We start from the raw sequence: 13,917 nt of genomic DNA, 5'->3' as shown, positions 1-13,917 counted from the left end.
CCACGCTTTAAAAGCCTATTCACCCGTGTGAGAAACTGTATTTTTTCACAGCATCTGTTCCTTAAGAGGTTAATCTGCCTGCCATGCAACCAACTGTTGAATTTAACCCGCCCATGCTCAATGGGGTCAGTGCCAGTAAAGTATTTTTGCCAGCCAGTCCGGATGCGTCCCTGACAGTTTTTGCTTATTTATGCACACAATTCGCGCATATCACAGCAGATGAATGGCAGTCCCGTTTCAACGAAGGTCTGGTCTATGATGCTCAGGGCAATCAATTAACCACAGAAAGTCCATTTCAGGCTAATAGCCATTGTTACTATTATCGCTTTTTGGCACATGAAGTGCATGTTCCTTTTCAACATCAGATTTTATTTGAAAATGAGCATTTCATGGTGGTCGATAAACCGCATTTTTTGACTATGAGTCCGACCGGACAATATGTGCAGGAAACGCTATTGGTTCGGCTTAAAAAACAAACCGGCAATGAGCATTTAACGCCCATTCACCGGCTGGATCGTGAAACGGCAGGTGTGGTCCTGATTTCCAAATGCGTGGAATCGCGTGGAATCTATCAGCAGATGTTTGCCACACGTCAGGTTCAGAAAACCTATCATGCGATTGCGGCCTATCACCCTGATTTAAAATTTCCATTGATCACGCGATTAAGAATGGAAAAGGGACAGCCCTTTTATACCATGCACGTGCTAGACGGAACGCCGAATAGCGAGACGGTGATTGACCTGCTGAAACATAATACAGAATGGGCTAAATATGAGCTGAAACCGCATACTGGCAAACAGCACCAATTACGGGTGCACTTGAATCATCTGGGTATTCCGATTCAGCACGATCCCTTTTACCCCCAAGTAGCGCATAAAGCGGAAGATGATTTTTCAGCACCTTTAAGTTTATTGGCCAAACATATTCAATTTGTCGATCCGATCACGCAGAAAAGCATGAATTTCAGCTCGCACCTTGAATTGACACTGTAAATCTCTTGTCATTACAGATTATTTTCTAAAATCGGTCGCTTTAAGATTGAATTTCAAACGTAATTGATTAGAATAAAGGCGAAAAGTTAAGTAATTTAAAGCTTTAAAAATATTATGAGAAAAACTGAAGTTTATCAAATTCGCTTGGACTCGCAAGAGAAGAAACAAGCCTTTGCGGTATTTAAGCAATTGGGGATTACGCCAGCTCAGGCCGTGCGTCTTTTTTTCAAGCAGGTGGTGATTACCAAATCCATCCCCTTCTCGATTGAAAACCAGAATATCAATCTGGAACAACTGATCCGGCTGCGCAAGCTGAAACAAAATGAAGCGAAAACCGAGCAAAATGCGCTTTCCAGTTCGGCCCTGAATCTGCTGGATGATCAGGAGATTGCATTGGATGATGATCATCTTGATTTATTTGAAGAGCTGAATGCCATTTTGGGTGAAAGCGACAAAATTTAACATTGTTGCATTTCCGAACAATTTCTAAAGCCTGCCACTCATAAACTTCGCTATGCTTGATGCTGATAATCAATAAAAAATTAGCATGGAGTATGCAATGCTCGTACGACGCGCCCAGTCAGCAGACCTGAATCAGCTGGCGGTATTATTTGATGAATATCGACAGTTTTATGGTACGTCTTCCAATCCTGAACTCTCTTACCAATTTTTAAAACAGCGTTTTGAAGATGGACAGACCGTCATTTTCATTAATACCAAAGATGATACTTTTACCGGCTTTATTATCCTGTATCTGGGTTTTTCTTCGGTGGCCTGCTCGACCTATTATATTCTGGATGATGTCTATATCACCCCGGTTTTTCGGCGTCAGGGCGCAGCCAAACAACTGATTGATACCGCGATTTTATTTGCCAAACATGAACAGGCCTTAAGAATCACCCTGGAAACCCAAAAAAACAATTATCAATCGCATAAATTGTACGAATCCATGGGATTTATCAAGGATGATGAATTTCAGACTTATCACTGTTTCCTGAAATAAGTCCTGAACTTTTTAATCACATTTCAAGCGAATAAAAAATTTATTATTCCGAGCGGAATTTGGCCTGCGCCACCTGTTCAGCATTTAAATACAGCCATTCCCCTTCAGCCAGTTCAGGCAAGGCCAAAGCACCAATCTGTGCACGATGTAGCTGTTCAACTTTATTGCCTACGGCAGCCAGCATGCGTTTTACCTGATGATAGACACCTTGATGAATGGTCATTTGCAGACGATTTTCAGCCAAACGAGCCACTTCAGTAGCTGCAAAAATGCCTTTTTCATTTCTCAATTCGACACCTTGTTCTAGTTGCTGAATCTGTTCATCCGTCACTGGATCCGCAGTTTGCATCTGATAAACTTTGGCGACATGCTTTTTAGGATGGGTGAGCGCTTGCAGGAACTGTCCATCATCAGTCAAGAGTAGCAGTCCGGTGGTATCGTGATCCAGACGCCCCACACACTGAATCCCCCGATTCAGCAGAATGTCATCAAACAGGTCAAACACACTAAAATGATGTGTCGCCTGATGTGAACATTCATAGCCCTGTGGTTTGTTTAAGGCGATATACACTTTTTCCCGATAGGTCTGACTTTTCCCATAAACCTCGAAATTTAAGTGATTCAAATCCAGTTTATGTTTGGGATTGTCAATCACTTCATCTTGAATTGAAACAGCACCATTTTTAATCAGTTGCTGACAATGCTTGCGGGAGCCGAAACCTTGTGACTGCAACATTTTTTCCAATAGCATCTGTTTATACCTGTATCGAGTGAAGACCTGTGCATTCTATCCTGAAATAGTCATGAATTTGGTTTCTTACGCTGTTTTCTAGGTATCATGCGTTGAAAAGCTCTACAATAGCTTTATTTTTCATTCTTTCTCTCCCGCTTATGTCGCAACTTGATTTGAATCTGATTGTTCTTTTGGTTTTACTGGCTTGCGGTATTTTCAGTCACAATAGTGCCGTCACCATTGCTGCAGCGGTGTTAATTGTTTTAAAAATCACACCTCTCAGTAGTTTATTGCCTTATGTGCAGGCGCACGGTTTAAATATCGGCATTATTATTCTGACCATTGGTGTTCTGACACCAATTGCCAGTGGCAAAATTTCAGGGGAAAGTATTCTCAAATCTTTCCTGAGCTGGAAGTCTTTGCTGGCAATCGCGATTGGGGTCTTTGTCGCTTGGCTGGGAGGACGTGGAGTGAAGCTGATGTCCACTCAGCCAGATGTAGTGGCCGGACTGTTATTAGGCACAGTAGCAGGTGTAGCAGTATTACGCGGTGTTCCAGTCGGTCCTTTAATTGCGGCTGGGATTTTATCCTTATTGATTAGTACACAATAAATGTACAAATCATCAGCGCGTATTCCCAGTATGCAATAATTTCTCAAAAATACATCACATGACCGGAAATATGCAGACCACCCGTTGATTATCTTGCGCTAAGCTCTAAAGCAATGCTTCAGGCTTGCTCAGAAGATACTATCAGATCAACGGAATACTTTATTAATTCAATCTTTTGAAACCAAGTCAAAGGAAAGTTATGATCTTTGAAGCTCTGACCTGATAAAAATTTGAAATTCAATAAATGACACACCCCAGTCTAATCTTTCAAAGCATAGACCAAACTTTCTATCGTCTGACCATTTTCCAAATATACTTTAACCGGAATACGTTGATATTCATCGCCTTCAAATACATCCAGCTCATTCCAATATTTAGGGAGATTCTCGGATATGAATACATAACCGGTAACAGTTTCTCCCGAATCACTGAGCTGAATACCCGGACTGCCCAGCTCAGCACCCCAACCGCGCTGCTGCAAATGCCCACGAATATAACCGGCTTTCCAGCTTCCCCCAATCCGTTCCATCACATGGGCATTGGGTTGCTGCGGACGAAGCGTGCCGTATACGAATAAACTGTGCATCTTAAGAACTCTTAAACATCATTTTGATGATTACTCTACAAATAGTAGTGCTAGACGCACCTGGTCATAAGCCATTTTAGGCGTAGTCAATTCCACAATCGGACGCAGCTTAATAGAACCGTCATCATTAAAATGTTCCGAATTTTGACGCTTGGTCAAGCGTTTATAAATCTTGCGCACCTGCTCCACGACCTCTTCACCCGGATGGGCAACTGAAATATCCAGTCCCTGCTCTTTATGCAAACGTCCCAAATGATTGATGATGGTTGCCGGAGTCAAACCACGTTCAGTCGCGATATCGGCAATTTCATAGCCTTCTTCAAACAGTTCACGCGTTTCATCTAACGTTGCAGTGGCATAGCTTTGTTTTCCAGCATTCTTGGCAATTTTCTTCTCATTGCGCTGGATTTCAACTTCATTCAAAGTCCCGCCACAATGTCGGATAAAGGCTTTGTGCTGCGCAGTCAAATCGACATTTTCGAAATTCGCTTCGGCTTCATCAGAAAGTTCCTGAAAACGGCGATCGGCTTTAATCGCCAGACTATCGAGCTCCAAAGCCTGTTCATTAAAGCCTTTTAAACGTAAGCCATTTAAGCTTTTTAAACGGGACAAGGCGACATAGCCCTGGCCTTTTTCAAAGGTATGACTCAGATCAATTTCAGCGGCTTCCAAAGTCATGCCTTGTGATTTATGAATGGTAATCGCCCAAGCCAGACGCAATGGAATCTGCTGGAAACTGGCAATGGTTTTACCGGCCTCATTGTCTACCGACCAGGTTTCAGGCTCAACCACCAATGTAGTACCATCGGTCAATTTGACTTTAGGCAGCACACCATATTCATCATCCTCTTCAAAACTGATGACTTCGCCCAGACTGCCATTGATATAACCCATATCAAAGTTGTTTTTTACAAACATGACTTTGGCATGTTTTTTCAAGGTTAAGGCTTCAGGCGCTCGCACTGACGATTTTAAAGTCTCGATCAGCTTTTCATTGCCATCGCACTGCGCATCAAACTGGCGTGGATCATTGTCAATTTCATTCAGATGTTTAAAGTTAATACTGTCCACATCCATATTATGCGTATACAGGCGCGTATAGGTATCACCAATTTCTTGATGTCGCGTGGCCTGTAAAGCAGTGCGGTGTTCATGGCTAATCGCCTGCGCACGGATCGCATTCAGAATGTCATTCAAATAATCATTGCCCTGACGATGCTGCTCAGTTAGGTAGCAAACGCGAAACTTGGCTTCGACCCAGGCATCCGACATAAAGCAGAATTTGTCGCGGTTGCGCTCATCATTTTTACCGACTGGTGGTAACTGGAAAAAGTCCCCTGCTACAATCACCTGAATACCACCGAAAGCTTCATCACTTTCCTTGAAATATTTCAGTACCTGATTGACCAGATTCAGCTGCTTGGCATGCAGCATTGAAATTTCGTCAATAATCAGGACTTGCGCATTTTCCAGATGTTCTTTTAAGTATTTGCGCTCTTTCATCCGCTTTAAGTCTTCTTCAGACAAAAAGTCTTTAATGCCAATGCCTGCCCAGGTATGAATAGTCATACCATTCATGTGTGTGGCTGCAATACCGGTCGATGCGGTAATCGCGACGGCGACCTTACGTGCCTTTAAATAATTAATATATTGATTCAGCGTATAGGTTTTTCCTGCACCGGCAGAACCGGTTAAAAAGACATTTTCTCCTGCTTTGAGTAACTTAAGGGCAGTTTCCTGTTTCATAAGAGCAATACCGTAAAAGAACGGCTATAGCCTAACGATTTTTAGCGGAAAAGTTAAGCGTCATGGAGGAAAACAAGCTGTATTGAACTGTCAGGCCTGCAAGTTGAGCCAGTTAATAAAATGCATGGCGATATTACTGTATTCAGCTTCTGCTTTCTGGTTATTCGGATATTCCAGCTGATCAAAAATCACCTGTCCATTCACTAATTGACACCCCAAGATCAAGGGTAGGCGCACAGCAGGATGAGACATACGAAAGGCCACATACTGGCCTTCCAAAATTTGCTGAGCATAGCTTGCCGCCAGACAATTCCTGAAAATTTTAGATTCCTCTAAAATCCGATCCAAAGTTTTAAGTTCTTCAAAACGCCAGTTGAAATACAGTAAAAATGAAACCTGAGTGATTGGTGTCCAGTTCACCAGTGCGAACTGTTTTTTCAGCTTGGCGATCATTTCCTGCTTTTGAACCTGATCATGCCAGACGACCGCCTGATTAAACAAACTGGTCCAGCTCAGATTTTTCGGTATTTCTGTATGGCTGGAAAAATACTCTACCAGATAGTCACGCACATAACTGTCAAATAGCGACTCACGTACATGCCCGCTTTGCAAATAAAACAGCTGCCTGAACTCAGTAAAAGGAATGCGATAGCGGTGCAGAACATTATAGAAATCACGGTTCTGCTGGCTTTGAGGCTGAATATACACCAGAACCTCATCGGGTAAATGCGCCGTAATTTTATATAAATGCTGCATATAAGCCTGCATCATCCGGCTCAAGTTCAGGTAAACCTTTTTGGTCAGCTGATCATCCATTTTGACTACATTGCGCAGCAGCTCCATCCATTCGTCCAGATACAGAATTGACGGACTAATCGCAATCCGCTGATCCTCGATCGATTGGCGTGTGCCTTTTAATACCACCGCCTGATTATGCTGGTGCTGAAACCAGTCATGCTGGATCGCATATTCATGCATGCTATGAATAAACAGTCGCGCCGAGACATATTGAAAATATTGTAAGGTCGCCAGAATAATCTGCGGATGAATATGATGGCTGTCTACAAAACTTAGGGTCGTTACTGCGACCCGCACACTGCTATGCTGGATATTATTACTGATCCAGTCCAGTACCTCGGCCGGTTGCTTGAAGATCCAGTTTACTGCACGATGACAGTCAAACAGTGGCAATCGGGCCACCTTTTTCTGCCATAAATACGGATAATTTTCCAGGAAATTCCGTTTGGATAATAAATCATCCCGATGCCACACGTCCCGGTTCATCAAACGGACAAAACCGAGTAAGTTGCTCTGCTCCTCAGCATGCCGATATAGCAAACAGATATCATCAGTATGATCATTCAGTTCATGCAGATTAAAGCGCTCTTCAAAAGATAGCGACATAATCCGGAACATCGCCGGAGGCAAAAACTGTGCGGCGCTAAAACAGAACTCATCCAGACTGTCCATCAATGACTGGATCGACAGGAATTCATCCTGCTGCAGGCACTCCAAAGAAAAAGCCTGTTGCAAGCGTTCAAGAATCTGCTGCGGAATCTCTTGTTCATCCTGAACAAAGTTTTGCATGACGGGTGTTATATACAACCCGGCCTTGATCAGCTGCTGGTCGACAATCTCAGCTTGAACAATCGACATTTTCTGCAGAAATTCGAACACCCGTTCCGGGCCATTAACCCACGCATAAACCTGAGCCAGAATAAGTTGACGTAACTGTTTGGCTTTGTCGCGTAAATACAGCGAATGCTGTGGTTTTAAATCCCCGGTCAGGAAATAGATATCCTGTAAAAAGAATTCCTCCAGGGCTTCTGCCTTGAGTTGCTGAAAATAAAAATGACTGTCTAGCAAAGCAGACGTAGTTCCAAAGTCTAATGCACGTGGAGCATGAAACTGGATATGAAACAGGCCATCCACCAATTCAATCCGGTGTTGATCCTGCTGAATTTTTATTAAATTTTGTGCATTCAGATGACCAATCATCGCCATCTGGTCAAGATAAAGCTGGTTCAGCTCTGGAGAAATCCTTAAACATTGTTGTGCCAATAACCTTAAAGATGCTACCAAGCTTTCCTGTTCCATACGTACACCTCGGTCATCTTAGAATCATCTTATTTTTATATTGGATCATGCTGAGTCCTTGATCGCCAATCAGTGAACACTTAAAAATACATTATGGCATCACTTGCACTATAAAACCGTCCATGCATCCTCATTGCTAAAAATAGAACATTTCAATAGATCATAGCCTAGATTTTACAGGAAGAATTTTTCTTTTTTAGTCTTGCTGACGTAGCGCCTTAAGCTCGGCCAAGCCGGTATAAATATGTTGCTGCAAGCTGTGTCGAAATGCAATCAGCTCTTCCTGAGTCTGAACCTGAGCAATCGATTGTCGCGGCATAAACTGAAAATAAAATGGCAGGCGTTTTGGGAATAATCGTTTAGGCAAAGATGGAATCACATCGCCCTGACGTAATAATTTATTGAGTTGTGGTACTTTGAGGAGTTTTTGAAAATATTTATGCTGGATGATCTTATTGGCATCAAAGCCAATCTCATAGACTTCATCCCCACCAAGCGCAGCAAAAGGGACAATGTCATAGTTAAATTCCTGAGCAAGTCTTAAAAATCCGTAGCGTTGCTTCCAGATCAGCTGATACTGTTCACCCTGACGTTTGAGTACCTCACGCCCACCTCCTGGAAACACCAGAATCGAGTAGCCCTGCTGCATCACAGCACGTACATAATGCTGGATGCCATCGACTGCCCCAAACTTTTTCACGGCTTCACGCCATAAGGGCACATAAAAATGGCTATGATCCGCAATACTGACCACAGCCACTTTATGTTCGTTATAGAGGTAATCAATCAGCATCGGCGAATCAAAGATGCCGTACATGGAATGATTACCGACATACATTGCAGGCCGACTGGCATCAATATATTCAGCCCCTAAAAAGGTAGGGGTAAAATATAATTTGGATAAGGCACTTAAGCGTCTAATCCATTGCCCATCATGTTTGACCTGCAAGCTGTCTGCTCCCTATCTACTCCGGATTATGCCACGCGCTTTTGGACCAGAATCGAACCTACTGAATAACCCGCACCAAATGAACACAACACGCCGTATTCACCATCTTCAACTTCATGTGCAGTACGATGCAAGGCAATGATCACCCCGGCAGAAGACGTGTTGGCAAACTCGTTCAGAATGATCGGTACCAGACCAGGTTTGGCATTTTCTTTACCAACCACCAGTTTCAGGATCAGTTCATTCATGCTGGCATTGGCCTGGTGTAACCAGAAGCGTTTAACACCTGTCGGCTCAATCTGATTCTTTTCCAGTTGCGCAGTAATCATTTTCGCAACCAATGGACAGACTTCTTTAAATACCTTACGACCATCCTGACGGAAACGTTTGTCGTCAATGTCAGCATTTTCAGAAGTATTCAAGAAACCAAAGTTATTGCGGATGTTATTTGAGAACTGGGTAAACAACTCAGAATCTAGAATTTCAAAACCGGTTTTGCTGTCAGTATTTTCAATAATTGAAGCGGTTGCCACATCACCAAAAATAAAGTGACAGTCACGTGAACGGAAATCGGTATGTGCAGAGGTAATTTCTACATTCACCAATAACACACGGCGCGCGCCTGCTTTGATCGCATCATAAGCCTGTTTCAGACCAAATGTTGCTGCAGAACACGCCACGTTCATGTCATAGGCATAGCCTTTGATACCTAGAGCGGTTTGAATCTCGATCGCTACGGCAGGATAAGCACGTTGCAAATTCGAGCATGACAAGATCACGATATCAATGTCTTCGGCAGTCACACCGGCATTTTCCATCGCCTGTTTGGCTGCGATTACGCCCCATTCTGCTTGCAGTGAAATTTCATCATCTGCACGTTCACGTAAATTAGGACGTAAGCGTTTTGGATCAAGAATACCTGATTTTTCTACGACATAACGGCGTTGTACGCCAGATGCTTTTTCAATAAAGTCTGCGCTAGAACCACGACGCGCTTCAACTTCGCCTGCAGCGATTTTGTCAGCATTTTCGTGATTAAACAGTTCCACATAAGCATTTAAACTTTCAACTAATTCTTCATTGGTGATGACATGTTCCGGATGGAATAAGCCAGTACCCGTAATGCGGATGCCCATGTAAAATTCCTTATCTGAATTACCTATATCTTAACTGATTCCAAGACGATCCCATACTTTTTGCAAGCGAGTTGGAGACACAGGTGCTTTTGTTTTCATCGGTTGTGAAAACAATGAGATTCTTAACTCCTCGACCATGAAATACAATTCTTTCAGGCGAGGGTCATCTTTAAACTTGAATAATTTTTCCATCCATTGATCAATTTGGTCAATGGCGGAATTGTCCCTTTGTAGATTATTGGGCAAGCGCTCCAAACGCAAGATCAAGGCTTTCAAATAACGTGGAAATTCGATCCATACATCGGAAGGTTTACGATACACAAAGTCAGAAAGGCTCATTAAATCAAGTTGATCTTCAATATCATTGATATTTTTTTCAAACACAGAATGATCTAAAACCAATAATTTCCGGCGGATTTCCTGCCACTGGATATAAATATCCGTGATCTCTTTCAGGGCAACTTGGCCATAAGTCAAGAAAGATTTTTTTACATCTTCAACCAGTTTTTGGAACTCTTGCGCATTGACAGGTAATTCATTAATAGACATGTGCAGTGTGGCATAAACTAACATTTGTTCCAGTTGTGCCTTATCACCGAGTGGTGAATAAGCCAGCGCCAGAGGTTTGGAAATCTGTTTTTTCAACTGGCGGGTCAAGTCTCCGAGTTGCATATGCACCAGTCGGATCACTCCTTCACGATGTTTTTTGATCGCTTCAGCCTGATCATTAAAAGTCTGAATCACCACACCCGATTCATCTTTCTGCTCCAGGGCAGAAAAAGCTTTAGTCGGAACCAGCGCCTGGTACTGCTTGACCACGACACCGGTGACTTTTTGTGAGGCTTCAAATACAAAGCTTTCCGGGAAGGTTTTAAATTCACCTTTAAGCTGTTTGACCGGACTATGCGTTTCAGTCCGACAGCGCGCTTTCAGCTCGGCAAGATCACGCCCCTGCTCAATGACACGACCTTTTTCATCAGTCACTTTAATAAAAGGCAACAGATATTGGTCTACCCGGTCAAAGCTGAAATCTTTCTCCGTGATTTGTTCGCCTCGCAGCTGGAATGCCAAGAAACTAAAAATATGTTTCTGTAAATCCTGCGCATCTACTTTTGCTATGAGTTTTTGTGCAGTATCCGGAATCGGCACCAGATTACGGCGCTTATCCTTCGGCAAAGCTTTTAGCAATGCTTCAATCAGATCCAGACGCCAACCCGGAATCCCCCATGACCAGATACCTTCATCGACCTGGGCCAAGGCTTGCAGGGGAATTTTAACTGTCGCGCCATCTTCATCATGACTCGGGTCAAAACGATAGGTTGCAGCCAGACGCAGGCTACCATTGTGCAAATAGTCCGGAAATTGTTGTGTCGTCGGCCGGTCATTCAGCCATAGCGCATCATCATCGACAAATAAATAACGCGGATTCTGAGGCTCAACCGTGGCACGCCAGTCTTCAAAAGTACGACGGCTGGCCACTTCAGGCGGCACTTTCGAGGCATAGAACTGGTAAATGGTTTCTTCATCAACCACCAGATCACGACGGCGTAATTTGTCTTCTACTCGCTCGACTTCTTCCATTTTAAGCAAGTTATGCTTTAAAAATGGTGGAGTAATGCCTAAATGCCCAGTGGTTAAAGCATCCCGCAAGAAAATTTCATGCGCGGCCGCCTGATCTACTTTTTCATAATTGATTGGGCGTTTCGGCTCAATAATCAGACCAAATAATGAAATCTGATCATAGGCATTCACCACACCAGCTTTTTTCGACCAGTGCGGTTCAAAATAATGATGCTTGAGCAGGTCACGCGCGGCCAGCAGAATCCATTCCGGCTCAATCTTGGCTAGGGTACGCAAATACACCTGGGAAGTCTCGACCATTTCAAAGGCCATCACCCACGGCGTATTGGTCTTGTGCAAGGTAGAAGCTGGGAAAATCCGTGCTTTTTGCTGACGCACCGCCATAAAAATATTACGCTCATCGGTCTTGTTGGCGATAAATGATAAGAGACCGGTCAACAAGGCACGGTGCAGATTTTCATAACTGGCTTTCTTTTCATTAAATGACAGTTTTAAACCCTTAGCCAACTCCACCAGCTGCTCATGAGTTTTCTTCCATTCACGCAGACGCAGCCAGCTCAGGAAGTGATTACGCGCAAAAGTACGGCGCTTATTTTCACTCATGCTTTCGCGGTTATTGTGCAGCGTCTCCCAGAGCTTGATATAGAACAGGAAATCAGAATCAGCTTCACGGAATAGTGCATGTTTCTGATCTGCCTGCATCTGCTTGTCCGCAGGGCGTTCACGCGGATCCTGAACTGCAAGCGCTGCCACAATCACCAGAACTTCGTTCAGCACGCCAAAATGTGCACCACCAAGAATCATGCGGGCCAGACGTGGATCGATCGGCATTTTCGCCATTTGATAACCGATTTTGGTTAAGCCACTGCTTTGAAGTCTCCCTTTCTCAAAGGGAGATTTAGAGGGATTTGCTTGATCATCTTCAGTTTTAGGAGAATTTTTCTCAGCCATTGCCCCCAGTTCAATGAGGAGCTTGCGGCCATCATTGACCAAACGATGATCTGGTGGTTCGATGAAATCAAAATCTTCGAGTGAACCCAAGCCCAGACTTTGCATCTGCAAAATTACAGATGCCAGGTTGGTTCGCTTTATTTCTGGTTCGGTAAACTCAGGACGGCTCAGGAAGTCTTCCTCAGAATACAGACGTATACAGACACCCGGCGCAATACGACCACAACGACCTTTACGCTGGTTCGCGGCTGCCTGAGAAACGGCTTCAATTGGTAGACGTTGCACCCGTGAACGATAGTTATAACGCGAAATACGGGCAAAACCGCTATCAATCACATACCGGATATTCGGAACGGTTAAAGCTGTTTCTGCTACGTTGGTGGCAATAATAATGCGTCGCCCGCCACCAGAAGGATTAAAGATTTTCTGCTGTTCGGCCAGCGCCAGACGCGCATATAAAGTTAATACTTCCGTATGGCGTGGCCCATGTTTGATCAGGGTTTCCTGTAACTCGCGAATTTCCTGCTCGGTACTGGCAAAAATCAGGATATCGGCATGTTCGGGATGACCTTTTTCCTGTGCATCCTGAAAGCATTCTTCGACTGCTTTGACCACAGCGCGAGGCAGGTTTTCTTCAAAATCATCAAACTCATCATCATCACTACCGCCAATGCTCATTTCCGAGATCGGGCGATAACGTAGCTCGACTGGGAAGCTGCGGCCTTCCACTTCAAAAATTGGTGCACCATTAAAGTAACTGCTAAAACGGTTTACATCCAGGGTTGCTGAAGTAATGATGACTTTCAGATCGGGACGACGTGGCAATAGCTGCTTCAGATAACCCATAATGAAGTCGATATTCAGCGAACGTTCATGCGCTTCATCAATAATAATCGTGTCATATTTGGTCAGGTATCGGTCATGCGTCAGTTCGGCCAGTAAAATACCGTCTGTCATCAAACGCACAATTGAGTCTTGTGAACCCTGTTCCGTAAAACGTACTTTAAAGGAAATTGATTCACCGAGTTTTTCGCCAACTTCTTCGGCAATACGCTGTGATACGCTGCGGGCTGCCAGTCGACGCGGCTGGGTATGTCCGATCATTCCGGTCAGGCCACATCCAGCCAGCATAGCAATTTGCGGTAACTGGGTGGTTTTACCAGAACCGGTTTCGCCAGCCACAATAATCACCTGATGCTTTTGAATCGCGGCAATCAGCTTATCAGTGTACTGAGTAACCGGTAGATCCTGATTCAGCTTGATGTTCGGAAGACGTTCAAGCCGTTGCCGTACTTTCAGATTGGATTTTTCAAATAATTCCTGATACTGCTTGGCATCTGCGTCTTTCCCCTTTTTCAGTCGATTTAAACGGTGACGGTCACGCGCCATTATCCATTGATCTACATTTAAATGACTCTGCACAGAGAAAACACCCACATCAAAAAACAGGAAAGGTTTATTTTACTTGGTTCATTAGATTTCAGATAGTCGTAGTTCTGTTAAGTGCCGGACAAATTGGCTTTGGCTGCCTG

At 43.8% G+C, this 13,917-nt stretch carries 11 protein-coding genes; 4 read left to right on the top strand and 7 right to left on the bottom strand.

What is annotated here, in order from left to right; all coding sequences use genetic code 11:
• Window positions 1-83 precede the first annotated feature (83 nt).
• From NI470_RS01695 to NI470_RS01685, 3 genes are all read left to right on the top strand, one after another.
• Entirely contained in the window at window positions 84-992 is a 909-nt protein-coding gene (locus NI470_RS01695; protein ID WP_004278905.1) for a pseudouridine synthase, read from the top strand.
• A gap of 114 nt (window positions 993-1,106) precedes the next feature.
• Entirely contained in the window at window positions 1,107-1,454 is a 348-nt protein-coding gene (locus tag NI470_RS01690; protein ID WP_004278906.1) for a type II toxin-antitoxin system RelB/DinJ family antitoxin, read from the top strand.
• Window positions 1,455-1,551: 97 nt separating this feature from the next.
• Window positions 1,552-1,995 (top strand): GNAT family N-acetyltransferase, encoded by a 444-nt coding sequence (locus tag NI470_RS01685; RefSeq protein ID WP_004278907.1) that lies wholly within the window; start codon window positions 1,552-1,554, stop codon window positions 1,993-1,995.
• 43 nt (window positions 1,996-2,038) lie between these two features.
• Here the strand turns inward: NI470_RS01685 and NI470_RS01680 are convergent, their stop codons facing one another.
• Window positions 2,039-2,746 (bottom strand): pseudouridine synthase, encoded by a 708-nt coding sequence (locus NI470_RS01680; RefSeq protein ID WP_004278908.1) that lies wholly within the window; start codon window positions 2,744-2,746, stop codon window positions 2,039-2,041.
• 140 nt (window positions 2,747-2,886) lie between these two features.
• Here NI470_RS01680 and NI470_RS01675 point away from each other — a divergent pair, with 140 nt between their 5' ends.
• Complete coding sequence (locus NI470_RS01675) at window positions 2,887-3,339, top strand: DUF441 domain-containing protein (RefSeq protein WP_004278909.1); 453 nt, start codon at window positions 2,887-2,889, stop codon at window positions 3,337-3,339.
• A gap of 259 nt (window positions 3,340-3,598) precedes the next feature.
• On the opposite strand, the gene NI470_RS01670 is transcribed toward NI470_RS01675, so the two are convergent.
• From NI470_RS01670 to hrpA, 6 genes are all read right to left on the bottom strand, one after another.
• Window positions 3,599-3,925 carry a gamma-glutamylcyclotransferase family protein gene (locus NI470_RS01670; RefSeq protein ID WP_219309079.1) on the bottom strand — a complete coding sequence of 109 codons (327 nt, stop codon included), beginning with the start codon at window positions 3,923-3,925 and terminating at the stop codon, window positions 3,599-3,601.
• Between the two features lie 30 nt (window positions 3,926-3,955).
• Window positions 3,956-5,671, bottom strand: coding sequence for an AAA family ATPase (locus NI470_RS01665; protein WP_004278911.1), 1,716 nt, complete (start codon window positions 5,669-5,671; stop codon window positions 3,956-3,958).
• A 90-nt stretch (window positions 5,672-5,761) separates the two neighbouring features.
• Window positions 5,762-7,768, bottom strand: coding sequence for a hypothetical protein (locus NI470_RS01660; protein WP_253147537.1), 2,007 nt, complete (start codon window positions 7,766-7,768; stop codon window positions 5,762-5,764).
• A gap of 196 nt (window positions 7,769-7,964) precedes the next feature.
• Window positions 7,965-8,717 carry a 1-acyl-sn-glycerol-3-phosphate acyltransferase gene (locus NI470_RS01655; RefSeq protein WP_253147538.1) on the bottom strand — a complete coding sequence of 251 codons (753 nt, stop codon included), beginning with the start codon at window positions 8,715-8,717 and terminating at the stop codon, window positions 7,965-7,967.
• 26 nt (window positions 8,718-8,743) lie between these two features.
• Window positions 8,744-9,853 (bottom strand): beta-ketoacyl-ACP synthase III, encoded by a 1,110-nt coding sequence (locus tag NI470_RS01650; RefSeq protein ID WP_004278914.1) that lies wholly within the window; start codon window positions 9,851-9,853, stop codon window positions 8,744-8,746.
• Between the two features lie 30 nt (window positions 9,854-9,883).
• On the bottom strand, window positions 9,884-13,807 hold the full coding sequence (gene hrpA, locus NI470_RS01645) for an ATP-dependent RNA helicase HrpA (protein ID WP_253147539.1): 3,924 nt from the start codon (window positions 13,805-13,807) through the stop codon (window positions 9,884-9,886).
• Between the last annotated feature and the right edge of the window lie 110 nt (window positions 13,808-13,917).

Origin of the sequence: Acinetobacter lwoffii, assembly GCF_024129115.1 — a bacterium.
Lineage (GTDB): Bacteria > Pseudomonadota > Gammaproteobacteria > Pseudomonadales > Moraxellaceae > Acinetobacter > Acinetobacter lwoffii_T.
This window is presented reverse-complemented; position numbering and strand designations above follow the sequence as displayed.